This is a genomic window from Bradyrhizobium sp. USDA 4369 (assembly GCF_054056435.1).
This window is the reverse complement of the sequence record NZ_JBSRYH010000001.1, coordinates 3,058,939-3,082,753: the sequence shown is the minus strand read 5'-3', so window position 1 is coordinate 3,082,753 and position 23,815 is coordinate 3,058,939. Positions and strand designations below refer to the sequence as shown.

At 65.8% G+C, this 23,815-nt stretch carries 23 protein-coding genes and 1 other RNA gene; 10 read left to right on the top strand and 14 right to left on the bottom strand.

The window, feature by feature from the left end; all coding sequences use genetic code 11:
* The first annotated feature begins 17 nt into the window (after window positions 1-17).
* The 4 genes from ACVIJ6_RS13970 to dapE all read left to right on the top strand — a co-directional run bounded on the left by ACVIJ6_RS13970 (window position 18) and on the right by dapE (window position 4,184).
* Window positions 18-1,082, top strand: coding sequence for a DUF1036 domain-containing protein (locus ACVIJ6_RS13970; protein WP_456776981.1), 1,065 nt, complete (start codon window positions 18-20; stop codon window positions 1,080-1,082).
* A gap of 183 nt (window positions 1,083-1,265) precedes the next feature.
* Complete coding sequence (locus tag ACVIJ6_RS13965; RefSeq protein WP_456773144.1) at window positions 1,266-1,961, top strand: pyrimidine 5'-nucleotidase; 696 nt, start codon at window positions 1,266-1,268, stop codon at window positions 1,959-1,961.
* Between the two features lie 163 nt (window positions 1,962-2,124).
* Window positions 2,125-2,970 (top strand): 2,3,4,5-tetrahydropyridine-2,6-dicarboxylate N-succinyltransferase, encoded by an 846-nt coding sequence (gene dapD / locus ACVIJ6_RS13960; protein WP_456773143.1) that lies wholly within the window; start codon window positions 2,125-2,127, stop codon window positions 2,968-2,970.
* Window positions 2,971-3,029: 59 nt separating this feature from the next.
* Entirely contained in the window at window positions 3,030-4,184 is a 1,155-nt protein-coding gene (gene dapE, locus ACVIJ6_RS13955; protein ID WP_456773142.1) for a succinyl-diaminopimelate desuccinylase, read from the top strand.
* A gap of 19 nt (window positions 4,185-4,203) precedes the next feature.
* On the opposite strand, the gene ACVIJ6_RS13950 is transcribed toward dapE, so the two are convergent.
* The 4 genes from ACVIJ6_RS13950 to def all read right to left on the bottom strand — a co-directional run bounded on the left by ACVIJ6_RS13950 (window position 4,204) and on the right by def (window position 8,875).
* Window positions 4,204-6,261 (bottom strand): methyl-accepting chemotaxis protein, encoded by a 2,058-nt coding sequence (locus tag ACVIJ6_RS13950; protein ID WP_456773141.1) that lies wholly within the window; start codon window positions 6,259-6,261, stop codon window positions 4,204-4,206.
* Between the two features lie 150 nt (window positions 6,262-6,411).
* Window positions 6,412-7,149, bottom strand: a complete 738-nt coding sequence (gene truA / locus ACVIJ6_RS13945) for a tRNA pseudouridine(38-40) synthase TruA (RefSeq protein ID WP_456773140.1) — start codon at window positions 7,147-7,149, stop codon at window positions 6,412-6,414.
* Between the two features lie 121 nt (window positions 7,150-7,270).
* A complete protein-coding gene (fmt, locus tag ACVIJ6_RS13940) occupies window positions 7,271-8,206 on the bottom strand; it encodes a methionyl-tRNA formyltransferase (protein ID WP_456773139.1) in 936 nt (311 codons plus the stop codon).
* A 141-nt stretch (window positions 8,207-8,347) separates the two neighbouring features.
* Window positions 8,348-8,875, bottom strand: a complete 528-nt coding sequence (def, locus tag ACVIJ6_RS13935) for a peptide deformylase (protein WP_456773138.1) — start codon at window positions 8,873-8,875, stop codon at window positions 8,348-8,350.
* 169 nt (window positions 8,876-9,044) lie between these two features.
* Here def and ACVIJ6_RS13930 point away from each other — a divergent pair, with 169 nt between their 5' ends.
* From ACVIJ6_RS13930 to ACVIJ6_RS13920, 3 genes are all read left to right on the top strand, one after another.
* Window positions 9,045-10,277: a DNA recombination protein RmuC gene (locus tag ACVIJ6_RS13930; protein WP_456773137.1), complete on the top strand. Its 1,233-nt coding sequence runs from the start codon at window positions 9,045-9,047 to the stop codon at window positions 10,275-10,277.
* 112 nt (window positions 10,278-10,389) lie between these two features.
* The gene (locus tag ACVIJ6_RS13925; RefSeq protein WP_456773136.1) at window positions 10,390-10,656 is read left to right on the top strand and encodes a GIY-YIG nuclease family protein; all 267 of its coding nucleotides are present in this window, start codon (window positions 10,390-10,392) and stop codon (window positions 10,654-10,656) included.
* A gap of 123 nt (window positions 10,657-10,779) precedes the next feature.
* Window positions 10,780-12,147: an AmpG family muropeptide MFS transporter gene (locus ACVIJ6_RS13920; protein WP_456773135.1), complete on the top strand. Its 1,368-nt coding sequence runs from the start codon at window positions 10,780-10,782 to the stop codon at window positions 12,145-12,147.
* Between the two features lie 9 nt (window positions 12,148-12,156).
* On the opposite strand, the gene ACVIJ6_RS13915 is transcribed toward ACVIJ6_RS13920, so the two are convergent.
* The 7 genes from ACVIJ6_RS13915 to ffs all read right to left on the bottom strand — a co-directional run bounded on the left by ACVIJ6_RS13915 (window position 12,157) and on the right by ffs (window position 16,867).
* Window positions 12,157-12,567, bottom strand: coding sequence for a DUF6915 family protein (locus ACVIJ6_RS13915; protein WP_456773134.1), 411 nt, complete (start codon window positions 12,565-12,567; stop codon window positions 12,157-12,159).
* 8 nt (window positions 12,568-12,575) lie between these two features.
* Window positions 12,576-13,271: a hypothetical protein gene (locus ACVIJ6_RS13910; RefSeq protein ID WP_456773133.1), complete on the bottom strand. Its 696-nt coding sequence runs from the start codon at window positions 13,269-13,271 to the stop codon at window positions 12,576-12,578.
* A 100-nt stretch (window positions 13,272-13,371) separates the two neighbouring features.
* Window positions 13,372-13,797, bottom strand: coding sequence for a hypothetical protein (locus ACVIJ6_RS13905; RefSeq protein WP_456776980.1), 426 nt, complete (start codon window positions 13,795-13,797; stop codon window positions 13,372-13,374).
* Between the two features lie 20 nt (window positions 13,798-13,817).
* Window positions 13,818-14,417: a recombination mediator RecR gene (gene recR, locus ACVIJ6_RS13900; RefSeq protein ID WP_012047111.1), complete on the bottom strand. Its 600-nt coding sequence runs from the start codon at window positions 14,415-14,417 to the stop codon at window positions 13,818-13,820.
* 24 nt (window positions 14,418-14,441) lie between these two features.
* Window positions 14,442-14,762: a YbaB/EbfC family nucleoid-associated protein gene (locus ACVIJ6_RS13895; RefSeq protein ID WP_456773132.1), complete on the bottom strand. Its 321-nt coding sequence runs from the start codon at window positions 14,760-14,762 to the stop codon at window positions 14,442-14,444.
* Window positions 14,763-14,782: 20 nt separating this feature from the next.
* Window positions 14,783-16,624, bottom strand: a complete 1,842-nt coding sequence (locus ACVIJ6_RS13890) for a DNA polymerase III subunit gamma/tau (protein ID WP_456773131.1) — start codon at window positions 16,622-16,624, stop codon at window positions 14,783-14,785.
* A 146-nt stretch (window positions 16,625-16,770) separates the two neighbouring features.
* Window positions 16,771-16,867: signal recognition particle sRNA small type (ffs, locus tag ACVIJ6_RS13885), an RNA gene on the bottom strand.
* A gap of 147 nt (window positions 16,868-17,014) precedes the next feature.
* Between ffs and ACVIJ6_RS13880 the strand changes: the two genes are divergently transcribed.
* From ACVIJ6_RS13880 to ACVIJ6_RS13870, 3 genes are all read left to right on the top strand, one after another.
* Window positions 17,015-17,434, top strand: coding sequence for an HIT domain-containing protein (locus tag ACVIJ6_RS13880; protein ID WP_456773130.1), 420 nt, complete (start codon window positions 17,015-17,017; stop codon window positions 17,432-17,434).
* 3 nt (window positions 17,435-17,437) lie between these two features.
* Window positions 17,438-18,376, top strand: coding sequence for an NAD(+) diphosphatase (gene nudC, locus ACVIJ6_RS13875; protein ID WP_456773129.1), 939 nt, complete (start codon window positions 17,438-17,440; stop codon window positions 18,374-18,376).
* 137 nt (window positions 18,377-18,513) lie between these two features.
* Window positions 18,514-19,014, top strand: a complete 501-nt coding sequence (locus tag ACVIJ6_RS13870; RefSeq protein WP_012047116.1) for an Lrp/AsnC family transcriptional regulator — start codon at window positions 18,514-18,516, stop codon at window positions 19,012-19,014.
* A gap of 6 nt (window positions 19,015-19,020) precedes the next feature.
* On the opposite strand, the gene ACVIJ6_RS13865 is transcribed toward ACVIJ6_RS13870, so the two are convergent.
* From ACVIJ6_RS13865 to hrpB, 3 genes are all read right to left on the bottom strand, one after another.
* Window positions 19,021-20,523 carry a phosphomannomutase/phosphoglucomutase gene (locus ACVIJ6_RS13865; protein ID WP_456773128.1) on the bottom strand — a complete coding sequence of 501 codons (1,503 nt, stop codon included), beginning with the start codon at window positions 20,521-20,523 and terminating at the stop codon, window positions 19,021-19,023.
* A gap of 147 nt (window positions 20,524-20,670) precedes the next feature.
* Window positions 20,671-21,171 carry a TIGR02281 family clan AA aspartic protease gene (locus ACVIJ6_RS13860; protein WP_172242909.1) on the bottom strand — a complete coding sequence of 167 codons (501 nt, stop codon included), beginning with the start codon at window positions 21,169-21,171 and terminating at the stop codon, window positions 20,671-20,673.
* A 159-nt stretch (window positions 21,172-21,330) separates the two neighbouring features.
* Entirely contained in the window at window positions 21,331-23,805 is a 2,475-nt protein-coding gene (hrpB, locus tag ACVIJ6_RS13855; protein WP_456773127.1) for an ATP-dependent helicase HrpB, read from the bottom strand.
* Between the last annotated feature and the right edge of the window lie 10 nt (window positions 23,806-23,815).

The following is a 23,815-nucleotide window of genomic DNA, read 5'->3' as shown; positions in this document are numbered from 1 at the left end:
CCGATGGAGACAAAGGCGTGGATGGCCGGGTCAAGCCCGGCCATGACGTCTGGGAGATTCGTTGGCAAACGAAACCCCTCCGGACTCGCGTTGCGCTCGCCCTGGCCGCTATCCTCCCTCTTCTCACCTTCACCACGCCCGCCCGCGCCGACCTCAAGCTCTGCAATCGCATGAGTTATGTGGTCGAAGCTGCGATCGGCATCGACGAGAAAGCGGCGACGGCGACGCGGGGATGGTTCCGGCTCGATCCGGCCACCTGCCGCGTGGTGCTGCAGGGCGCGATGACCGCGGAGCGTATCCTGCTCCACGCGCGCGCGCTCAGCCTCTATGGCGCATCGCCGATCGCCGCAAACGGCAATGACCAGCTCTGCGTGGCGACAACCGACAATTTCGTGATCGCTGCCGCGCGGCAATGCCGTGCCGGGCAGACCCCTGCAGCGTTCACCCAGGTGACGCCGACAAAGAGCGATGACGGCACCTTGACGGCCTATCTCGCCGAAAGCGCGGAATATGATGATGAGCAGGCCCGCCTCGCCGGCATCCAGCGGCTGCTCGGCATCGCCGGCTATGACGCGTCCCCGATTGATGGCGTCGACGGGCCGAAGACGCAAGCTGCACTCGCGGCCTTCCTGAAGAGCCGCGGGCTCTCGTCCGACATCGTCTCGCAGCCGACATTCTTCGCCACGATGGTCGACGCGGTTCAGACGCCCTCGCCCACCGGGCTCACCTGGTGCAACGACACGCCGCACAAGGTCATGGCGGCGGTCGCGACCGATGACGGCCGCACCGTGGTCAGCCGCGGCTGGTATCGCATCGACGCGGGCAAGTGCCTGCATCCCGACATCACGGGCCAGCCGAAGAAGGTCTACAGCTTCGCCGAGGCGGTGGATGATGAAAACCGCACCATCAAGCTGAAGAACAAGCCCCTGAACTGGGGCGGCCTGGTCCAGCTCTGCACCCGCGAGAACAAGTTCGAGACGACAGAGCAGGGCGACTGTCCGAGCCGCGGCTTCACCGCCACCGGCTTCACCGCCGTCGACATCACCCGCGGCGGCAAGACGCTGCGATTTGCGTTGCCGTGATCGCTATCCAGATGATGCGCTCGATCCCGCGCCACCCACAGCTGTCATCGCCGCGAACGCGGGGATCCATAACCACCGGACTTGGTTTGGACCACCGACAGATCACGCGGTATGGGTCCCGGCGTTCGCCGGGACGACAGCGGAGTATGGCGCTACGTCCGGGCAGAACCGACCGAGGCAGAGATGACGAAAAATCCCCGAGTCTTCGATCACGTCGACACCTGGGTGTTCGATCTCGACAACACGCTGTATCCGCACCACGTCAATCTGTGGCAGCAGGTCGATGCGCGGATCGGCGAGTTCGTGTCGAACTGGCTCAAGGTCGATGCGGATGAAGCCCGCCGCATTCAGAAGGACTATTACCGTCGCTACGGCACCACGATGCGCGGGATGATGACCGAGCATGGCGTGCATGCCGACGACTTCCTGGCCTATGTGCACAAGATCGACCACTCGCCGCTGGAGCCGAATCCGGACATGGGCGCGGCGATCGAGAAATTGCCCGGGCGCAAGCTGATCCTGACCAACGGCTCGGTCGACCATGTCGATGCGGTGCTGTCACGGCTCGGCATCGCCGGCCATTTCCACGGCGTGTTCGACATCATCGCCGCCGAGCTGACGCCAAAACCCGCGCGCGAGACCTATCACAAATTCCTCGATCTGCACGCCGTCGATCCGACGCGGGCAGCGATGTTCGAGGACCTCGCCCGCAATCTCGTGGTCCCGCACGACCTCGGCATGACCACGGTGCTGGTGGTGCCCGACGGCACCAAGGAGGTGGTGCGCGAGGACTGGGAGTTGTCGGGTCGGGACGATCCGCATGTCGACCATGTCACGGATGACCTGACCGGATTCCTGCAGCGGCTGGTGACTGCCTGAAGCGCGCTGGCGTCGAGAAAAGCGGAGCGCCAGCCTGTTGCCTGCGAACCACGCCGTCGGGTGCCGGGTGCCTTGACTCCCCTGCCCCAAACTCCGAAAAAGCCGCCCTGCCCTCCGTACTCGTACACGCCCGTCCCGCCCGGGACCAAGCGAGGATCGACCGATGTCATTGTCCGCCCTGGAATCCACCATCAACAGCGCCTTCGATGCCCGTGATGGCGTCTCGACCACGACCAAGGGCGAGATCCGCGACGCCGTGGAGAGCGCGCTGGAGCTGCTCGACAAGGGCGAGGCGCGGGTCGCCGAGCGCGGCACGGACGGCACATGGAGCGTCAACCAGTGGCTGAAGAAGGCCGTGCTGCTGTCCTTCCGCCTCAACGACATGAGCGTCATTCCCGGTGGCCCCGGCCAAGCGTCATGGTGGGACAAGGTGCCGTCGAAGTTCGAGGGCTGGGGCGAGAACCGTTTTCGCGAGGCCGGCTTCCGCGCGGTGCCCGGCGCGATCGTGCGCCGCTCGGCCTTCATCGCCAGGAACGTCGTGCTGATGCCGTCCTTCGTCAATCTCGGTGCCTATGTCGACGAGGCCACCATGGTCGATACCTGGTCGACGGTCGGCTCCTGCGCCCAGATCGGCAAGCGCGTCCACATCTCCGGTGGCGTCGGCATTGGCGGCGTGCTGGAGCCGCTGCAGGCCGGCCCGGTCATCATCGAGGATGATTGCTTCATCGGCGCACGATCAGAGGTTGCCGAGGGCGTCGTCGTCCGGAAGGGCGCAGTGCTCGCGATGGGCGTATTCCTGGGCGCCTCGACCAAGGTCATCGACCGCGAGACTGGCGAGACTTTCGTCGGCGAGGTGCCGGAATATGCCGTCGTGGTGCCGGGCGCATTGCCGGGCAAGCCGATGAAGAACGGCCAGATCGGCCCGTCCACCGCCTGCGCCGTCATCGTCAAGCGCGTCGACGAGCGCACCCGCTCCAAGACCTCGATCAACGAGCTGCTGCGCGACTGATCGTCCTGGCCCGGGCGTCGCACTAGCCGTCGCCCGAAAGCCCGTGTTAAGCGGGGGGCATGACCGATGCCCTCACCATCACCCGCGATCTGATCCGCTGCCCCTCCGTGACCCCCGCCGATGCCGGGGCCCTCGGTGTGCTCGAAGCCCTGCTGAAACAGGCCGGTTTCACGACCCACCGCATCACCTTCTCGGAAGCAGGCACGGCCGATATCGACAATCTCTACGCCCGCATCGGCACCGAGGGTCCGCACATCACCTTCGCCGGCCATACCGACGTGGTCCCGCCCGGTGACGAAGCAGCCTGGAGCCTTCCGGCGTTCTCGGGCGAGGTGAAGGACGGCTATATCTACGGCCGCGGCGCGGTCGACATGAAGGGCGGCATCGCCTGCAGCGTCGCCGCTGCGCTGGATTATCTGCGCGATCACGACGGGCAGCCGAAAGGCTCGATCTCCTTCCTGATCACCGGCGACGAGGAGGACGTCTCGATCAACGGCACCATCAAGCTGTTGCAATGGGCGGCCGAGCGCGGCGAAAAATTCGACCATTGCGTGCTTGGCGAGCCGTCGAACCAGGAGGTCATGGGCGACTGCATCAAGATCGGCCGCCGCGGCTCGCAGTCCGGCACCTTGATCGTGGAGGGCAAGCAGGGCCACGTCGCCTATCCGCACCGCGCCGAGAATCCGGTGCCCGACATCTCTCGCCTGATCGTCGCGCTGTCGGACGAACCGCTGGATCACGGCAGTGCGCAATTCCAGCCGTCAAACCTCGAATTCACCAGCGTCGATGTCGGAAACGCGGCTTCCAACGTCATCCCGGGCTTGGCACGCGCGAAGTTCAACATCCGCTACAATGACTGCCACACGCAGGACTCGCTGCGGGCGCTGGTCGAGGAGCGGCTGGCCAAGGCCTGCGGCAACCGCATCCGCGCCCGCATCGACTGGCTGCCGTCGAACTCCAAAGTGTTCCTGACCAAGCCGGGGCCGTTCACCGACCTCGCCGTGGCCGCCATCGAGAGCGTGACCGGGCGCAAGCCGGAGCTCTCCACGACCGGCGGCACCTCGGATGCGCGCTTCATTGCGAGCTATTGCCCGGTCATCGAGTTCGGCCTGGTCGGGCAGACCATGCACCAGATCGACGAGCGGGCCTCCGTCGCGGATATCGCCACCTTGACGAAGATCTATCGCGGCATTCTCGATCGCTATTTCGCCTGAGCGGCGCGCCTGATCCGGATCAGGCGGCCTTCACCTCGGCCAGAAACTGATCGACCTCGCGGCGCAGGTCCGTGGCCTGCCCGGCCAAGCTCGCCGCAGAGTCGAGCAACGACCGTGCCGATCCACGGGTATCCGCAGCCGCAGCGCTCACCAGCGCGATCGATGACGAGACATCGTTGGTGCCGCTGGCCGTCTGCTGCACGCTGCGGGCGATCTCCCGTGTCGTGGCGCTCTGCTCGGCCACCGCGCTTGCCACTGCTCCCGTGACACCACTGATCGTATTGACGACGGCCGCGATCTTCTCTATCGCGGCAACGGTGCTGCCGGTCTCGTTCTGGATTGCGGCAATCTGGCTCTCGATCTCCTCGGTCGCCTTGCTGGTCTGCGATGCCAGGCTCTTCACCTCGGAGGCAACCACGGCAAAGCCCTTGCCGGCCTCGCCCGCGCGGGCCGATTCGATCGTGGCGTTGAGCGCGAGCAGATTGGTCTGCGAAGCGATGGCGCGGATCAGCTGCACGACGTCGCCGATGCGTGTCGCGCTGCCGGCAAGTGTGCGCACCTTGTCGGTAGTGTCGAGCGCCTGGCTGGTCGCGTTCGACGATTCCGACGCCGCTTCCGCGATCTGCCGGGTGATCTCCTTCATCGAATGATCCAGCTCCTCCGAGGCCGCGGCCACGGTGTTGACGCCGGCCGTGGCCTGCGCCGCCGCATCGGCCACCGCGGTGGCACGGGAGGCCGTGGCGCTGGCGGAGCCGTCCAGGGCTTCGGCGGATTGCTTCAGGCCGCTGGCGGCATCGCTCAGGCGGCCGCACAGCGTATCGATCACCTCGCCGAACCGGCCGGTGAGCGCCTCGATCTTCTGCCGGCGCGCGTCGCGACGGGCTTCGGCATCGGCGCCCTGAAGCGCCAGCCGATCAGCCTCGGCGGACTTCTCCTGGAGCACGCCGATCGCGTTGGCGAGCGTGCCGACCTCGTCCGTGCGGTCGCGATAGGCGATCGTCACGTCGCGCTCGCCGCTGGCGATGCGTCCGATCAGCTCGGTCAGATAGGACAGCGGCTTGATCACCCGGCCATTGAACCAGACGGTGCCAAGCGCGGCAGCGGCCACGTTGATCAGCAGCAGGGCCAGCGCGAGCACGAAGCGCGTCTGCGACTCGGCGATGGCGAGATCGCCCTGACGGAGCGCCTCGGCAATCGCCGCATCGCGCAGCGGCAGGATCGTGTCGAGGATCGGGAACATCGAGCGCAGAAACTGATCGGGATCGAGCTCGAGGACCTTGCCGCGGTTCGGCGCGACCTGGGACGCATAGAACTCGCCGCCACGCGCCCAATAGCCGCCTTCCACCTGCGACAAGGCTGCGAAGATCGGCTTCTGATCGATCTCCGCAGCCGCGAGCTTGGCCGCCGACCAGATCCGCTCGATCCGTCCCTTGAACATGGCGAGAGCCTCGGCCGGCTCACCGGACATCGGCTGCTTGGTCGCGATCATGCGGATGAAGGTCGTGGTGGCGCGACCAGCCCAGTCGCGCATATCCCACCCGATCACGGCGAGTCTGGCCGACTGGCCGACCGCGGGATTGGCCGAATTAATTCGCCGGACGATGCCTTCGACATGGCTGCCGGTCGTCTCCTGTATCGCGAACATCTGCGGTACGTAATCGCGGACAATGACTTCGGATCGTGTGGCCTTCGGCTGCGCGACGGCATCGAGCGCGGAGCTGCGCAACGCGCGCAGCTTCTGCTGAATCGAATCCAGCGCGGCGGTGTCTTCGCTCAACTGTGCGAGGCTTCGCGCCTTTGCGAACGCTTCGTCCGAGCCTTGGAGGATCTTCTGCAGCGAAGCGAGCTCGTCGGCGGTCGCCGGACTGGGCGAGGCCAGCCGCGGATTGACCATGGCCCGCTCGAGATTCAACTTCTCCGGCAGCCGCAGCATGGCGGCCAGCAGCTGCGCATCGCGCCCTGCTGTCCTCGCAGCTTGCAGAGAGGCCAGCTGCTGCCAGGCAAACAGCGCGGTGGCGAGCAGGCCGATGACGGCCCCGAGCAGCAGAGAGAGCAGGAAGACTTGGCGAATGCGCACGACGGACCTCGCTGAACAGCAACTCAAGGCCCGGATAGCAGCCAGGATTTCAATTTGGAGTTAAGAAACCCTGCCTTGCGACGCAAAAAAGCAACTAATTAGAATAGTCATTCGCAACTAACAGCACCAAAGTTCCACTTGAGGACTGCTTCAATAATCCACCTTGACCAGGTACAGCCCTTCCGGGGGCGCCACGACACCGCAGGCGGCTCGGTTGCGCGCGGCCAGCGCGGCGGCGAGATCATCGGCACTCCAGCGGCCTTGCCCGACCCACACCAGCGATCCCACCATCGAGCGCACCTGGCTGTGCAGATAGGAGCGAGCCGAGGTCAGGATGGTCACCGCGTCCCCATCCCTGACGACATCGAGCTGATCGAGCGTCTTCTCGGGCGATTTCGCCTGACATTCTGTGTCACGGAACGTGGTGAAGTCGTGCTTGCCGATCAGCCTCTGTGCGGCGGCATGCATCGCATCGGCATCAAGCCGTTGCGGCACACGCCAGACACGGCCGACCTCAAGCGCGAGATTGGAGCGTCGATTGACGATCCGATAGCGATAGTGCCGCTTACGGGCCGAGAAGCGTGCCTCGAACGTATCGGAAACGATCTCGGCCTCAAGCACCGCGACCGGGTTCGGCCGCAGATGCGCGTTAAGCGCATCGCGCAATTTGTCGGGCCGGAACGCCTTGGCGATGTCGCAATGCGCGACCTGGCCGGTGGCGTGGACGCCGGCATCCGTGCGGCCTGACCCGTGCACGCGGGTCGGCACGCCACAGGTCGCCTGCACCGCCGCCTCCAGCGCGCCCTGCACCGACGGTAGCGTCTCCTGCAGCTGCCAGCCGCAGAACGGCGTGCCGTCATATTCGATGGTGAGCTTGTAGCGGGGCATTCGGTTGGTTGCTGCCGTCATCGCTCGCGCCGGCGGGCGATCCAGTCATCGCCGACGTCTCGCGGTTCACAATGGACGTCTCGGCGTACTGGATACCCCGCTTTCGCGGGGGATGACAGCGTTACGCAAAACGGGCACCGCGCTTCAGCGGCGTCCCGCGCAGAAAATCGGAAGCCTTCATCGGCGCCTTGCCGGCACGCTGTAGCTCGGTGACGCGGATGGCGCCGTCGGCGCAGGCGATGGTGAGCTGCTCGTCGATCACGGCGCCCGGCTCGCCCCTGCCCTCGGCAAGCGCGCAGCGCAGGATCTTCAACCGCACGGCTTCACCATCAAGCGTGACCTCACTCCAGGCGCCGGGAAATGGCGACAGGCCGTGGATGTGGCGCAGCACCGCGCGGGCAGGCTTGGTCCAGTCGATCCGCGCTTCCGCCTTCTCGATCTTCGCTGCGTAGGTGACGCCCGCCTCGGCCTGCTTCGTCAGCGTCAGGCCGCCGCGCTCCAGCGCGGCCAGGGCGCGCACCATCAGGTCGGCGCCGATCCGCGCCAGCTGGTCGTGCAGGTCGGACGCGGTCATCGCATCGGTGATCGGCAGGCGCTCGGCCATCGCGACGTCGCCGGTGTCGAGCCCGACATCCATTTTCATCACCATGACCCCGGTCTCGGCGTCACCAGCCATGATGGCGCGGTTGATCGGCGCGGCGCCACGCCAGCGCGGCAGCAGCGAGGCATGGAGGTTGTAGCAGCCGAGCTTGGGCGCATCGAGAATCGCCTGCGGCAGGATCATGCCATAGGCCACGACCACGGCTGCATCCGCCTGATGGGCGCGAAACGCGGTCAGGGCCTCCTCGGTCTTCAGCGTCTTCGGCGTGAACACGGGAATGCCGAGCCGTCGCGCCTCGGTCTCGATCGGCGTCGGCACCAGAGCCAGGCCGCGACGGCCGCCGGGCTTCGGCGCGCGCGTATACACGGCCGCGATCTCGTGGCCGTGGCCGGCGAGCTCGAGCAGGGTGGGCACGGCGAAATCCGGCGTGCCCATGAAGATCAGGCGAAGGGGCATCGGGTGGAAGATCCTGCATTGCCGAATCCTCCGCGTCATGGCCGGGCTTGTCCCGGCCATCCACGTCTGAACGCCAACGCGAGAGGCAAGACGTGGATGCCCGGGTCAAGCCCGGGCATGACGGAGGACAGAGTTCGTCGATCACTCGCCCGCGCGTTTGGCGGCCTTGGTGAACTTCTTCAGAACGCGGTCGCGCTTGAGCTTCGACAGATAGTCGATGAACAGCACGCCGTTGAGATGGTCGATCTCGTGCTGGATGCAGGTGGCGTAGAGTCCCTCGGCATCCTCCTCGCGCAGCACGCCGTCGAGATCGGTGAAGCGGACGCGGACCCGCGCCGGCCGCTCGACCTCCTCGTAATATTCGGGGATCGACAGGCAGCCTTCCTCATAGATCGAAAGCTCGTCGGACCTGGCGATGATCTCGGGATTGATGAAGACCCGCGGCTCGCGCTTGGTCTCGCCGCCGGCATCCGGCTTGGCCAGATCCATGGTGATGACGCGGACCGGCTGCGCAACCTGGATGGCTGCGAGCCCGATGCCGGGGGCGTCGTACATCGTCTGGAACATGTCGTCGACCAACTGCCGGATCTCCGGCGTGACCTTCTCGACAGGCTTGGAGACCAGCCGCAACTGCTTGTCCGGCAGGATGATGATTTCTCGTAGGGACATGGCGCGCGATTTAAGCCCCGGAACAGGCCCGGTCAATGTGACGGCGCGGGGTTAAGACATCGCTAACCATGAATTTCAACGTCTGGTTAACCATACGTCTTAAGCCGATCTTAACCACGAATGTTCTCTCTTCGTTCGCGAGCTAGTGCGAATCGGATAGATGGGGGTGATGACCGCCAGCCAATCGCTCAATCCTGTCATCGTGATGATCGGCGACCTTCCGCTGCGCGCCAGTGACGCGCTGATCGGATTTGGCGTGCTGGTGCTGCTGCTGCTCGTGATGATCGTGGCAGCCGTCGCCCGGTCCAGCCGCCGCGGCGCCGAGCTTGCCGCACAGCAGGCGATTCGCACCGATGAGCTCGAACAACGGTTCGGCGAGATGATCCGGGTCCAGAGCGAAGCGTCCGGCCGGGTCGATGCCATGGCGCAACTGCTCGCCGGCCGGCAGGTGGACCTGGCCCGCAGCGTCAACGAGCGCCTCGATGCCGTCACCCATCGCGTCGGCCAGTCGATGGAGCAGAGCACACGCCACACCATGGATTCCTTGCGCGTGCTGCATGAGCGGCTCGGCATCATCGACAATGCCCATCGCGACCTCAGCGAGCTGACCACGCAGGTGTCCACATTGCGCGACGTGCTCGCCAACAAGCAGTCGCGCGGCGCCTTCGGCCAGGCGCGCATGGAGGCGATCGTGCAGGACGGGCTGCCCAAGGGCAGCTACGCCTTCCAATACACGCTCGCCAGCGGCAGGCGGCCGGACTGCGTCGTGTTCCTGCCCGATGCGCGCCCGCTGTGCATCGATGCCAAGTTTCCGTTGGAAGCCGTCACGGCGCTGCATGATGCAGAGACGGAGGAGGAGAAGCGCGCCGCCGCCCAGCGCCTGCGCAGCGACGTGCTGCGGCATGTCAACGACATTGCCGAGAAGTATCTCGTCGTCGGCGAGACGCAGGACACGGCGCTGATGTTCGTGCCCTCGGAGTCGGTCTATGCCGAGATCCATGACGGCTTCGACGACGTGATCCAGAAGGCCTATCGCGCCCGCGTGGTGCTGGTGTCGCCGTCGCTGCTGATGCTGGCGATCCAGGTGATGCAGCAGATTATGAAGGATGCGCGCATCCGCGATGCCGCCGACCAGATCCGCAACGAGGTGATCCATCTCGGCGACGATCTCGGCCGCCTGCGCGAGCGCGTGCTCAAGCTGCAGAAGCATTTTGGCGATGTCGGCGAGGACATCCGCCAGATCCTGATCTCCGCCGACAAGATCGAGAAGCGCGCCGCCCGCATCGAGGAGCTGGATTTCAGCAAGCAGGATGCGCCGGTAGAGTCGCCGCGGATTGCGCCTGCTGGAGGAACGACGCCGGATCTGTTTCCGCTGGCGGGGCGCATGCAGGCGGGCGAGTGATGATGGGCTGCATCTGTTGCGCGAGACGGCAATCCAGACAAGATTGTCACGTGTCCGCTGTGTCTCCGGGCTAAATACTTGACCGGGCGATCCAGTATTCCAGAGACGTCCGATGGGCACCCGCCCTTACTACGTTTACATCCTCGCCAGCCACATCGGAGGCACGCTGTACATCGGCGTCACCAATGACCTGGTACGGCGAGTAGCCGAACACAGATCGAAGGCCTCCGACAGCTTCACCAAACGCTACAGTGTGACCCGGCTTGTCTACTTCGAAGTCTTCGAACAGATCGAGCAAGCGATTCATCGTGAGAAGCGACTCAAGAAGTGGCAGCGGGCCTGGAAGATTTCGTTGATTGAGAAGGACAATCCGAACTGAATTGATCTCTATCCGGAGATTGCGGGAAGCGATGGATAGGCCTCTGGAATACTGGATCGCCTGGTCAAGCCGGGCGATGACGGCTTTACTTGTGGCTCCGCCGAAATCTGCTACCAACACTCGATGGTTGCTCCTGAAGTCACATCCAAATCGGTAGCTGCTGCGCCAAATGAACCCACCTGGCGCGAGAGCGTGGCCGTGTACCTGCAGCCGCGCGTGCTGGTCGTGCTGTTCCTGGGCTTTTCCTCGGGCCTGCCGCTGGCGTTGTCCGGCTCGACCCTGCAGATCTGGATGCGCGAGCTCGGCGTCGACCTCGGCACGATCGGGCTGTTCGCCCTCGTCGGCACGCCCTACACGCTGAAATTCCTGTGGGCGCCACTGGTGGACGCCCTGCATGTGCCGCTGCTGGCGCGCGCGTTCGGGCGACGACGCGGCTGGCTGGTGTTCGCGCAATTGCTGTTGATCGGCGCCATCCTGCTGCTGGCACTGACGGACCCGGCGCGCGCCCCGGTCATGGTGGCGGCGGCCGCCGTGCTGGTGGCCGCGATGTCGTCGACCCAGGACATCGTGGTCGATGCCTTCCGCGTCGAGAGCCTACCGGAGAGCGAGCAGGCGGCTGGCATGGCGGCCTATGTGGCCGCCTACCGCATCGGCATGCTGGTCTCGACCGCTGGCGCGCTGGTGGTGGTCAGCGCCTTCGAAACCAGCGGGCTGCCGCGGCCGGCGTCCTGGATGTGGGGCTATGTCTTGATGGCCGCGCTCGTTCTGATCGGCACGATCACGGCGTTAGCCGCGACCGAGCCGGCGCAGTCGAGGCTGGCGGAAGCGAAAATGGGTGCAGACACTGCCCTCACCCGCGTGATGCATGCGGCCGCCGGCGCCTTCGTGGAGTTCCTCGGCCGGCGCGATGCGCTCGCGGCGCTCGCCTTCGTCGTGCTGTTCAAGTTCACGGACGCCTTTTCCGGCACGATGACCGCGCCGTTCGTGATCGATCTCGGCTTCAGCAAGGTCGACTACGCCGCGATCGTGAAGGGCGTCGGCCTTGCCGCGACTCTCGCCGGCGGCTTTGCCGGCGGCTTCGTCGCCCGCCGCTATGCGCTCGCGACAAGTCTCTGGATCGGCGGCGTGGTGCAGGCGCTGGCCAATCTGTCGTTCTCATGGCTCGCAATCGTCGGCGTCAATCAATGGGCGCTGGCGCTGGCGATCTCCGCGGAAAACTTCACCAGCGCGATCGGCACCGTGATCTTCGTCGCCTATCTCTCGGCGCTCTGTAAGAACCCGCTGCACACCGCGACTCAATATGCGCTGCTCACCGCGCTCGCCGCCGTCGGGCGCACCTATCTATCATCGGGTGCAGGCTATGTGGCGAAGGCCACCGGATGGCCGCTATTCTTCGTGATCTGCGTGCTGGTCGCGATCCCGAGCCTCGTGCTGCTTGCCTGGCTGCAGCGCCGGGGGCATTTCGCAGCGCTGGGCCCGGCCAAGGTCTGACCGCGGCAGTCACCCCTCCGGCGAAGCGGCATCATCCTGCGGTGGCTGCTGAACACTGGATTTGCCGGCAGACTGCCGCTCGTCGGTCTGCGGACGGAATGGCGTTCGGCCCATCCAGGGCTGGACCTCAAGGTGCTGCAGCCAATCCTTGACGGTCGGAATCCAGCCCAGATCATCCTTGACGTGCTGCTCTCCGATCGTCCTGACGGGAACGACTTTGCCGACACTGTTGGTCAGGGTCGCGCCAAAGATGTCCTCGCACAGGAAGATCCCTTCGCTGTGGTGACGCAGGGCGCGGTGGCGGACGTCGGCGAGATGCGCCTTGCTCTCGTCGAACCAGTCGTGGATCGCCTGATAGTCGGCCGGCTCGCCCCCGAACAGACGGGCGGAACGAACCGCGTGGTGATAGGGATGCGCCATGGCCGCCTCTACCCGGCGATCGTGATGTTCTTCACGACCGGATCGGCATTGCGGTCATCGATGATTGTGCACGCTTCGAGATCCACCCAGAACGCGCCATACATGCAATATTCGCCGGTGCCGAAGCCTCCGCCGAGCAGCAGCATGGCCCACTCCTCGACCAATTGATCGGAAACGACGTCACGCAGCTCAGCGAGCTTCTGATGCTTGAAAATTGCCGCGGATTGGGAACGGGATTCGATCGCGGGCAGCTGATCATGGACGCCCATCGCGAGAAGCCGCGCGGCCAGCGCATCGAGGTCGAGACGATCCCCGCTTTCGCTCTCGTAGTGATCGAGCCAGGAAAATCCCTCGTCGTTGCCGCCATCGTAGCGACAATAGGCCCGCTTGGCGCCGGCAGCCCGCAGCGGCGGCACGAGCGCCGCGAACAGCAGCTGCCGCCGCCGCTCGCGGTCACGGATCACCCGGCTTTGCGGCGTCCGCCGTCCGAGCAGACGATCGAGAATGCTCCGCCTTTGCGGCTCGACTGCCCCAGGAGATGCGGTGCTCTCGCTGACAGGCGGCTGCAGTGAGAACCGGACCGGCTCCTGCGGCCCGCCATATTCGGGAGCAGGCAGGTAAACGAAATCGCTGACGCGCGGATCCGGCGCATCGGATCCGTCCTCCGGCCATTCGATGTCAGATTGATCGTGGATGAACGGCATCGTCCTCTCTCCTCGGCGGCTCGGCGCGGCAGACTTGGCGGTCAATGCGAGGAGAAGCACTCATCGCGCAAAAACGATGGTCGAGCGAGGGTCGCGCGGATCACCGCTTCACCAGGCTCCACTTCGTGACGACCGCCTCGCTGATCTGACCCGCGTCCTGGGCACAGGCGATCTCATCGACCTTCACCGCGATCTGCTTGCCGAGCAGGCCCTTGAGCTGCGAGGCCTGAGCATTGCTGGCGGTGACGAGCTGGAACGTCTCGGGGCCGGTCTCGAGATTGCACAGCCCGCTCGGCGGCGGCAGGCGGCGCGGCTCGCTGGTGATCTGATACGCGGCGGACGGCTGCCCGGGCTTGGCACTCCTGATCTTCAGCGCGTTCAGCTCACCGGACAGGACGTCGCCAGCATTGAGCGGCTTGCCGGCCTTCTGCGGCACTTCGCCCTGCTGCGCCAGCACGGACGGCACCGAGAGCACCATCAGAATCGCGCCCAAAGCCAGCCGTTTGCCGAATCCGCATGTCGTCATCATTCCATTTCCGTCTGTGCTTAGAACAAGGTGCGCTGCCGCATCGCGGCCGAGAGCGTGCCTTCGTCGAGATAGTCGAGCTCGCCGCCGACCGGCACCCCATGGGCCAGCCGCGTGACTTTGACGTTCGCCTCCTGCAGGAGGTCGGTGATGTAATGCGCGGTGGTCTGGCCGTCGACCGTCGCGTTCAGTGCGAGGATGATCTCGGACACCTCCGGCGCATGCGCGCGCTGCACCAGCGCGTCGATGGTGAGGTCCTGCGGGCCGACACCGTCGAGCGGCGACAAAGTGCCGCCGAGCACGTGATAGCGGCCGTTGCTCGCCTTCGCGCGCTCCAGCGCCCAGAGATCGGCAACGTCAGCGACAACCACGATCATCGCAGGATCACGCCGCGGGTCGGTGCACACCGTGCAAGGGCTTTGCGTGTCGATGTTGCCGCAGGTCTTGCAGACCTGGATGCGCTCGATCGCGACCTGCATCGCCGAGGCGAGCGGCACCATCAGCGCCTCGCGCTTCTTGATCAGATGCAGCGCGGCACGCCGCGCCGAGCGCGGCCCGAGCCCGGGCAGGCGCGCAAGCAGCTGGATCAGACGCTCGATTTCAGGACCGGCGACGGCCATCAGTTCACGACGATCATGAACGAACTAACCGAAGCCGAAGCCCGGCGGCAGGCCGAGCTTGCCGGTGATGGCCTGCATCTTCTCCTGCATCGCCGCTTCCGCCTTGCGGCGCGCGTCGCCATGCGCGGTGACCAGGAGATCCTCCAGGATCTCGGCCTCGTCGGGCTTCAAGAGCGACGGATCGATCTTGATGCCTTTCACTTCCATCTTGGCGGTCATGCGCACGGCGACCAGGCCACCACCGGAGATGCCCTCGACCTCAAGGCCGCCGAGCTCCTCCTGCATCGCCTGCATCTTCGATTGCAGCTGCGCCGCCTGTTTCATCATGCCGAGAAAGTCAGCCATCGGAGCACCTCGTCATCAGCCTAGACATCATCATCATCGTCGGACTCGTCTGGCGGCTCGACAGCACTGGCGTCCGATTCGGGCGGCTCGTGGGCGAGCCGACGCACTTCGATCACCTTGGTACCTGGGAACCGCGCCAGGATCTCCTGGACGCGCGGATCGGCTTCCGCCGCCGCCTCGCGCTCGCTCTTGGCGCGCAGATTCTGCTCGCGCAAGGTCGGCTGTCCCGCTTCGTTGGATACGATCACGGTCCAGCGGCGGCCGGTCCAGTCCTCCAGCTTGCGCCCGAGGTCGGAGACAAGCGATCGCTGCGCCGTCCGTTCCAGCGCGATCTCCAGCCGTCCATCCTCGAAGCGGACCAGCCGGACATCCATCTCGAGCGCGCTCTTGGTGATCAGGTCGCGATTCTTGCCGGCGAGGGCGACAAGTTCCTGGAAGCTCGCCAGGCGCAGCGCAGACTGATTCTGCTGAACCGGCGATGGCTGCGACGACATCGCCTGCGGCCGCATGCCACCGCCGACCGCGGCCAGCGTCGGCCCTTGCGCGCGCGGCGCCTGCATCGGCGCGGAACTCATGACCGGCGGAGCTCCTACACTCATGCTCGGTGCAGGCGCAGGACGCGCCCCGCCGCCAGTGGTGACAACAGGTGATCCGCCACCATTCTGCTCGATCATGCGAATGGCTTCGTCGGGCGTCGGCAGATCGGCCGCGTAGGCGATCCGCACCAGCACCATCTCGGCAGCAGCGGCAGGCCGCGTCGCGCCTTGCGTCTCGGCGATGCCCTTGAGCAGCATCTGCCACATCCGCGACAGCACGCGCATCGACAGCTTGGTGGCGAAATCGCGCGCGCGGAGCCGTTCGGTCTCGCTGAAGGCGACGTTGTCGGCGGTGGCCGGCACGACCTTCACGCGGGTGACGAAGTTCACGAACTCAGCCAGATCGGACAGCACCACGACGGGGTCGGCGCCGACGTCGTACTGTTCACGGAATTCCTTGAACGCGGCGGCGATGTCGCCGCTGGCGAGATGATGAAACAGGTCGATGACGCGGGTGCGGTCGGCGAGCCCCAGCATCTGCCGGACATCGTCGGCACGGACCTCGCCGGCGCTGTGGGCAATCGCCTGATCGAGCAGCGACAGCGAATCTCGCACAGAGCCTTCGGCGGCGCGCGCGATGATGCCGAGCGCTTCCGGCTCGATGGTCACGCCTTCCTTGGCCGCGATCCCAGCGAGATGCTTCATCAGCACGTCGGCCTCGACCCGGCGCAGGTCGAAGCGCTGGCAACGCGACAGCACCGTCACCGGCACCTTACGGATCTCGGTCGTGGCGAACACGAATTTGGCGTGTTCCGGCGGCTCCTCCAGCGTCTTCAGGAAGGCGTTGAACGCCGCCGTCGACAGCATGTGGACTTCGTCGATGATGTAGACCTTGTAGCGCGCGCTGGCCGGCGCATAGCGGACGCTGTCATTGATCTGGCGGACATCGTCGACGCCGGTATGGGACGCCGCGTCCATCTCCAGGATGTCCATGTGCCGGCTTTCCATGATCGCCTGGCAATGGGTGCCGAGCACCGGCATGTGGATGGTCGGCCCCTTCACAGAACCGTCGGGCAGCTCGTAATTCAGGGCGCGGGCCAGGATGCGGGCGGTGGTGGTCTTGCCGACGCCGCGAACGCCGGTCAGGATCCAGGCCTGCGGAATGCGGCCGGTCTCGAACGCATTCGAGACGGTGCGCACTACGGCCTCCTGGCCAATCAGATCCGCGAAGCTGGAGGGGCGGTATTTGCGCGCCAGAACCCGGTACGGCTTGGCGGGAGCGTCGGCGCTGTCGGGCGGAACAGGTGGGGCGCCAGCGTCAGTCATCGAGCGATCCGCAAGTGAGTATTCCGGGCCGGCATCGATCGCGATCGTCGACGCAATCAGCCTCGACGCAATCAACCGGAGTGCGGTCGAGCGCCCGCCCTGCGCGGGGTCCCCGCCATCTTTGCGCGATTCGCTCGAGAAAACAGGTAGGAGACTGACGAGCGACCCGATCCGGACCTCGTTAGGGCTGCTTCCTTCCGGACCTGACCCGGTTGGCGAGTGGCTCGTCCACCGCCAATCTCCCGCTGCCTATTTGGGGCCAAACGGTCCGGAAAGCAAGCGCGAGCTTCGCCGGTCCGCTCCCCGGCCCCGCGGGCTTGTGCCGCAGCTCGGAAAGGCTTTAGGTGCCGTCAAAGCTCCCCGCCTGACCGCCTGCCAGGAACCTGCCGCATGCCCGAATCAGCTTGGTCGCTGCATCCGCAACTTGCGAAGGATACGATCGATATCGGCGACCTGCCGCTGTCGCGCGCGCTGGTGATCAAGGACGCCAACTATCCCTGGCTATTGCTGGTGCCGCGCCGCGAGGGCGCGGTCGAGATCATCGATCTCGACGAGGTCGCCCAGGCGCAGCTGATGACCGAGATCACGCGGGTCTCGCGCGCGGTCAAGGAGATCACGAAGTGCGACAAGCTTAACGTAGCGGCCCTCGGCAACATGGTGCCGCAGCTGCACATCCATATTATCGCACGCCGGACCAGCGACGTGGCCTGGCCGCGCCCGGTCTGGGGCGTCGCGCCGCCCCTGCCTCATGATGCGCAGGAGGTTCAGCAGTTCATCAGCGCAGTCAGGCGCAAGATCTGGTTAGGGTGAGAGATGTCGCCATTCGACTTGTTTCCGCTGGGCAAGCCGGCCTTCGTCGGCCACTCGATAGACCGCGCCGCTCATCTGCGCTTCCATGACGACAAGCTGCTGACGTTCGAGAGCAAGCCATCGACGCGGGCCTATGTTGTGCATCGCGATTCGCTGGTGCTGAAGCGCGACGGCGACCAAATGCGGGCGCAGCTGTCGATCGACGAGGCGCTCGGATTCGGCGCCAATCCAGGGACGATCTTCCTCGGCCTGCAGGACGGCGCCGCCGTGTTCGGCATGGGCATCTCACCGGCGGCGGTCGAAAAGCTCGCCGGGCGCGAGGATGTCGCGGTGACCGAGCTGCGCGGCATGGCCATGCAGGGCGCAATCCCTGTCGACCAACTCGCGACGATCGCGATGGCAAAGTCCATGGTGTCCTGGCATCAGCGCCATGGCTTCTGCGCCAATTGCGGCACCAAGACCGCGATGCGCGAGGGCGGCTGGAAGCGCGAATGCCCGAATTGCAAGACCGAGCATTTTCCGCGCACCGACCCAGTCGTGATCTCGCTGGTCGCGTCCGGCGACAAATGCCTGCTCGGCCGTCAGAAGCAGTTCCCGGCCGGCATGTATTCGTGCCTCGCCGGCTTTGTCGAGGCCGCCGAGACGATCGAGGACGCGGTGCGTCGCGAGGTGTTCGAGGAGTCCGGCATCCGCTGCACCGACGTCTCCTATTACATGACGCAACCCTGGCCCTATCCCTCGTCCCTGATGATCGGCTGCAGCGCGCGGGCCTTGAACGAGGACATCGTCATCGACCGCAACGAGCTCGAGGATGTGCGCTGGTTCAACCGCGACGAGGCCCGGCTGATGCTGCAACGGCAGCATCCGGACGGACTGGCGGGACCGCATCCCTTCGCGATTGCCCACCATTTGGTCGGCCGCTGGCTCAAAGACGGCGCATAAGGGTATTTGAAGTCCATCGCGACGCCGATCGACCTCTCGCCCGAGACCGCATGGGCGGCCTGAACGGCCGATCCTTGCCTTGGAACGTTTTTCTCTATATGAGGGTTTCCCGACCTTCCTATGGAACAAATTTCTCCATGTCCGACGTCTCCGCCCAGCCCCCCGAAGCCAACCGCCGGCTCGACGCCATCGACCGCAAGATCCTGATGGTCCTGCAGGAGGATGCCTCGCTATCGGTCGCCGAGATCGGCGACCGGGTTGGACTGTCCTCGACGCCGTGCTGGAAGCGCATCCAGCGGCTGGAGGCCGACGGAGTGATCCTGCGGCGAGTGGCTTTGGTCGATCAGAACAAGATCGGCCTCGGCATCTCCGTATTCGTCTCGGTGGAGAGCGCCGACCATTCCGAGGCCTGGCTGAAAAAATTCGCCGAGGCCGTCAGCTCGATGCCGGAGGTGATGGAATTCTACCGGATGGCAGGCGACGTCGACTACATGCTGCGCGTCGTGGTCGCGGACATGCAGAGCTACGACGTGTTCTACAAGAAGCTGATCAGCGCGGTGCCGCTCAAGAACGTCACCTCGCGCTTCGCCATGGAGAAGATCAAGTCGGTGACGGCGCTGCCGGTGCCGCCGGTCTGAGCTTGGTCAGATCGTCTGATTGTAGGCGCCGACCTCGGGATGCGTCCGCAGCACGACGTTCACAGCCTCGAACATGTCGTGCATGCGACGCTCGGACACCGGGCTTTCGACCACCACGACGAGCTCCGGCTTGTTCGATGACGCCCGCACGAGGCCCCAGCTGCCGTCCTCCACCGTGACGCGGACGCCATTGACGGTCACGAGATCGCGAATCGGCTGCCCGGCCACCTTGCCGCCCTGCTGCTGCAGCGCCTGGAAGTGCTTCACCACGGCGTCGACGACGCCATATTTGACCTCGTCGCCACAATGCGGCGACATCGTCGGCGACGACCAGGTCTTTGGCAGCGCGTCCTTCAGATCCGCCATCGACTTGCCCGGCGCGCGATCGAGCATCTCGCAGATCGCGATCGCCGAGACCAGACCATCATCATAGCCGCGGCCGAACGGGCGATTGAAGAAGAAGTGACCCGACTTCTCGAAGCCGGCAAGCGCGCCGAGCTCGTTGGTGCGGCGCTTCATGTAGGAATGGCCTGTCTTCCAATAGGCGGTGTTCGCGCCCTGCGCCTGCAGCACCGGGTCGGTCATGAACAGGCCGGTGGACTTCACGTCGACAACGAACTGCGCGTCCTTGTGGATCGCCGACATGTCGCGAGCAAGCATCACGCCGACCTTGTCGGCGAAGATCTCCTCGCCGGTGTTGTCGACCACGCCGCAGCGGTCGCCGTCGCCATCGAAGCCCAGACCGACATCGGCCTTGTGCGCCAGCACGGCATCGCGGATGGCGTGCAGCATCTCCATGTCTTCGGGATTGGGATTGTATTTCGGGAAGGTGTGATCGAGCTCCGTGTCGAGCGGGATCACCTCGCAGCCGATCGCCTCCAGCACCTGCGGCGCGAACGCGCCCGCGGTGCCATTGCCGCAGGCGGCCACGACCTTCAGTCTGCGCTTCAGCTTGGGCCGATTGGTGAGGTCGGCGATGTAGCGCGCCGGGAAATTCTCGTGGAACTGATAGGAGCCGCCGCCGCCGTTCCTGAACTCGGCGTTGAGCACGATCTCCTTGAGCCGGGTCATCTCTTCCGGGCCAAAAGTCAGCGGCCGGTTGGCGCCCATCTTCACGCCGGTCCAGCCGTTGTCGTTGTGCGAGGCGGTCACCATGGCGACGCAGGGCACGTCGAGCTCGAACTGGGCAAAATACGCCATCGGCGTGACGACGAGGCCGATATCGTGCACCTTGCAGCCGGCCGCCATCAGGCCGGAGATCAGCGCATATTTGATCGAGGCGGAGTAGCCGCGGAAATCGTGGCCGGTGACGATCTCCTGCTTCACGCCGCGCTCGGCGATCAGCGCGCCCAACCCCATGCCGAGCGCCTGCACGCCCATGAGGTTGATTTCCTTGTTGAACAGCCAACGCGCGTCATATTCGCGAAAGCCGGTCGGCTTCACCATCGGCTCGGATTCGAACGCGTAGGTGTTGGGAACCAGGACAGGCTTGGGCTTGGGAAACGACATGGAAATACGCCTTCTCGGAAATGGACGATAGAGCCTTACCGAAACTGGCAAGCAAGCGGAAGGCCGACAGTCCGGATTCGTCGAGATGCGTTAAGACGCGTCGTGTCCGTCGGAATAAAGGCCGGAACAGGTGATCCCGCAGATGAATTATTGCTCGAGCACCATCTCGCCGTTGGCATAGGCAAAGCGCTTGAGCTTGGACAGGAAGGACAGGCCGAGCAGGTTCTCCGACAACGCCGTGTCGGGCAGCACCAATGCCTCCACATCGCGCACGGTGAGCTCGCCGAGCTCGACCATTGCGAGCCTCGCCCGCGCCGCCTTCACGGTGCCGTTCGCGGTGGTGACGTTGGCGGTGTAGTCGCCGCGCGCCGGGCGCAGGCCAAAGCGGGCGGCAGAACTCTCATTGAGAGCCACCATCGACGCGCCGGTATCGACCATGAAACTGATACGCTGGCCGTCGATGCGCCCGTCGGCCCGGAAATGGCCGCGACGATCGGTCGGAATGCTCAGGCTGCGCTGGCCGGCAGCCGCCGATTCGAGCGTGGCGGCGCGCACCGCGGGCGTGGCTGATGCCGGCGCGGGCGTCAGGCGGTCGGCCAGCTGCGCCATGAAGGTGCCGAGGCCGACAAGAACGGCGGCGAAGATCATTATGTTACGCATCACGCAACGCCCAACTTTACCCCGCAACCAACTTGATCATCATAGCCGCTGGAGAGCGACGGCGACAGACCGGCTGCCCGTGCCATTTTGGCGAAAACGATGAGCGAAGCGTTAACATAGGCGATTTGGCGGTATAATTTGCATCGGCTAGGTGCCGCGCGGCTTCGCCCGCCGGGTCGGTTGCGCGGTGGCGGGATCGTCCGGCCATGGATGGCGCGGATAGCGGCCGCGCAGGTCGGAACGCACGGCCGCGTAGGAGCCGCGCCAGAAGCCGGGCAGATCGCGCGTCACCTGCACCGGCCGTTGGGCGGGTGACAGCAATTCGAGCACCAGCGGAACGGCCCCCCTGGCGATCGACGGATGGGTGTTGAGGCCAAACAGCTCCTGCAAGCGCACCGCAATGGTCGGACCCTGCTCCGCCTCATAGTCGATGGCCAGCATGGTGCCGGTCGGCGCCTCGAAATGGGTCGGCGCCTCCCGGTCGAGCCGCGCACGCAGATCCCAGGGCAGCAGCGCCATCACCGCATCGGAAACGTCACCGGGTGAGATGTCCTTGAGCGCGGTCTTGTCCGCGAGCAGCGGCACCAGCCAGTCCTCGCGGCGCTCGATCAGGCCGGTGTCGGACAGATCCGGCCAGCTGTCGCCCTCCGCCTTGCGCAGGAACATCACCCGGTCCCGCCATTGTTGGGCAGCCTTGGACCAGGGCAGTCGGTCGAGGCCGGCCGCGCAGATCCCATCCGCGAAAATGTGCGCGGTCTCCTCCGACGGCGTCAGCGCGACCGGCGCGTCGGCCAGGGTGATCGCGTGCAGCTTGCGCCGGCGGCGCGCGCGCAGGGTCATGGCCTCGCGATCGAAACCGACCTCGTCCTTGGCTTCGATGTGAGCCGCGAAGTGCCGCTCTATGTCTTCGATCGCCAGCGGCGCCGCGAGCAGGATGCGGCCGCTCGCCGCCGTTCCGGTCAGTTCGCCGACCGCGATATAGGGCACCCGTGCCAGTGACGACGTCTGCTCGACAACCGCGCCGCGGCCGTTCGCCAGCACGAAACTGCCATTGCCGCGGTTGCGCGCAACCCGATCGGGGAAGGCGAAAGCGAGCATCAGGCCGGTCGTCAGCTCGCCGTCATCTCGTGGCGAGGAAGAGGTCGCGACCTGCTGCGCCCAGCGCCGCGCCAGATCGCGCGCGCTCTGCGCCCGCGCCGAGCGGTCGCGGCGGAGCTGGTCGAGCCTGACCTCCAGATCGACGCTGTCACCGCCCAGACCGCGCTCGGTCAGGATGGCCGCGATGTCCGCCGCCTGCGCCGCGGCGCCATGTTCGGCGGCATCGACGATCATGCGGGTAAGCCGCGGCGGCAGCGCCAGCGCCCGCAGCCGCCGGCCCTCATCCGTCAGCCTTCCATCGCCATCGAGCGCACCAAGCTCGTTCAGGAGATCACGGGCCTCCTTCCAGGCCGGCTGCGGCGGCGGATCGAGGAAGCTCAATGTGGCGGGATCGCTGACACCCCATTGCGCGAGATCGAGCACCAGCGAGGACAGATCGGCGCTCAGGATTTCCGGCTGTGTATAAGCGGCCAGCGAGGCCGTCTGCGGCTCGTCCCAGAGCCGGTAGCAGACGCCGGGCTCGGTCCGGCCGGCACGGCCGCGGCGCTGATCGACCGCAGCGCGCGAGGCCCGTACCGTCTCAAGCCGCGTCAGACCGATATCCGGCTCGTAACGCGGCACGCGGGCGAGGCCGGAATCGACCACGATGCGCACGCCCTCGATGGTCAACGACGTCTCGGCGATCGATGTCGCCAGCACCACCTTCCGGCCGCCTTTCGGCGCCGGCGAGATGGCGCGGTCCTGGACGGCGGCATCGAGCGCACCGAACAGCGGCACGATCTCGACGCTGGCATCGTGGACACGCTCGGCAAGCATCGTCTGGGTGCGCCGGATCTCGGCCGCGCCGGGCAGGAACGCCAGCACTGAGCCGGCGTCGGCGCGCAGCGCGCTGGCAATCGTCTCGGCCATCTGGCGCTCGACCGGCGCATCCGGCTTGCGGCCGACATAGCGCGTCTCGACCGGAAAAGCGCGGCCCTCGCTCTCGACCACCGGCGCATCGCCGAGCAGCCTGGCGACGCGGGCGCCGTCGAGCGTTGCCGACATCACCAGGATGCGCAGATCCTCACGCAGCCCCTGCTGCGCGTCACGGGCGAGCGCGAGGCCGAGATCGGCATCGAGCGAGCGCTCGTGGAATTCGTCGAACAGCACGGCGGCGACGCCGGTCAGTTCGGGATCGTCGAGAATCTGCCGGGTGAAGATGCCTTCGGTGACGACTTCGATGCGGGTCGCCCGCGACACTTTGGAGCCAAACCGCACGCGATAGCCGACGGTGTCGCCGGCACGCTCGCCGAGCGACTTCGCCATCCGCTCGGCGCTGGCGCGGGCCGCGATGCGGCGCGGCTCCAGCACGATGATCTTCCGATCCCGCACCCACGGCGCATCGCGGAGCGCGAGCGGCACTCGCGTGGTCTTGCCGGCGCCGGGCGGGGCGACCAGCACGGCCGTGTTGCTGCGTTCGAGCGTGCCGGACAATTCGTCCAGCACGGCGTCGATCGGCAACGGTGTGTCGAAGCGGAGAGGCAATCGCTGAATC

Coding starts and splice junctions, on each gene's coding strand:
- dapE (WP_456773142.1), top strand. CDS start 3,030: ATGACCGATGCCCTCACCATCACCCGCGATCTGATCCGCTGCCCCTCC.
- ACVIJ6_RS13860 (WP_172242909.1), bottom strand. CDS start 21,171: ATGATCTTCGCCGCCGTTCTTGTCGGCCTCGGCACCTTCATGGCGCAG.
- ACVIJ6_RS13865 (WP_456773128.1), bottom strand. CDS start 20,523: ATGTCGTTTCCCAAGCCCAAGCCTGTCCTGGTTCCCAACACCTACGCG.
- ACVIJ6_RS13965 (WP_456773144.1), top strand. CDS start 1,266: ATGACGAAAAATCCCCGAGTCTTCGATCACGTCGACACCTGGGTGTTC.
- recR (WP_012047111.1), bottom strand. CDS start 14,417: ATGGCCGTCGCCGGTCCTGAAATCGAGCGTCTGATCCAGCTGCTTGCG.
- def (WP_456773138.1), bottom strand. CDS start 8,875: ATGTCCCTACGAGAAATCATCATCCTGCCGGACAAGCAGTTGCGGCTG.
- ACVIJ6_RS13880 (WP_456773130.1), top strand. CDS start 17,015: ATGCCCGAATCAGCTTGGTCGCTGCATCCGCAACTTGCGAAGGATACG.
- ACVIJ6_RS13910 (WP_456773133.1), bottom strand. CDS start 13,271: ATGCCGTTCATCCACGATCAATCTGACATCGAATGGCCGGAGGACGGA.
- fmt (WP_456773139.1), bottom strand. CDS start 8,206: ATGCCCCTTCGCCTGATCTTCATGGGCACGCCGGATTTCGCCGTGCCC.
- ACVIJ6_RS13870 (WP_012047116.1), top strand. CDS start 18,514: ATGTCCGACGTCTCCGCCCAGCCCCCCGAAGCCAACCGCCGGCTCGAC.
- ACVIJ6_RS13915 (WP_456773134.1), bottom strand. CDS start 12,567: ATGGCGCATCCCTATCACCACGCGGTTCGTTCCGCCCGTCTGTTCGGG.
- nudC (WP_456773129.1), top strand. CDS start 17,438: ATGTCGCCATTCGACTTGTTTCCGCTGGGCAAGCCGGCCTTCGTCGGC.
- truA (WP_456773140.1), bottom strand. CDS start 7,149: ATGCCCCGCTACAAGCTCACCATCGAATATGACGGCACGCCGTTCTGC.
- ACVIJ6_RS13925 (WP_456773136.1), top strand. CDS start 10,390: ATGGGCACCCGCCCTTACTACGTTTACATCCTCGCCAGCCACATCGGA.
- dapD (WP_456773143.1), top strand. CDS start 2,125: ATGTCATTGTCCGCCCTGGAATCCACCATCAACAGCGCCTTCGATGCC.
- ACVIJ6_RS13905 (WP_456776980.1), bottom strand. CDS start 13,797: ATGACGACATGCGGATTCGGCAAACGGCTGGCTTTGGGCGCGATTCTG.
- ACVIJ6_RS13920 (WP_456773135.1), top strand. CDS start 10,780: ATGGTTGCTCCTGAAGTCACATCCAAATCGGTAGCTGCTGCGCCAAAT.
- ACVIJ6_RS13890 (WP_456773131.1), bottom strand. CDS start 16,624: ATGACTGACGCTGGCGCCCCACCTGTTCCGCCCGACAGCGCCGACGCT.
- ACVIJ6_RS13930 (WP_456773137.1), top strand. CDS start 9,045: ATGACCGCCAGCCAATCGCTCAATCCTGTCATCGTGATGATCGGCGAC.
- ACVIJ6_RS13895 (WP_456773132.1), bottom strand. CDS start 14,762: ATGGCTGACTTTCTCGGCATGATGAAACAGGCGGCGCAGCTGCAATCG.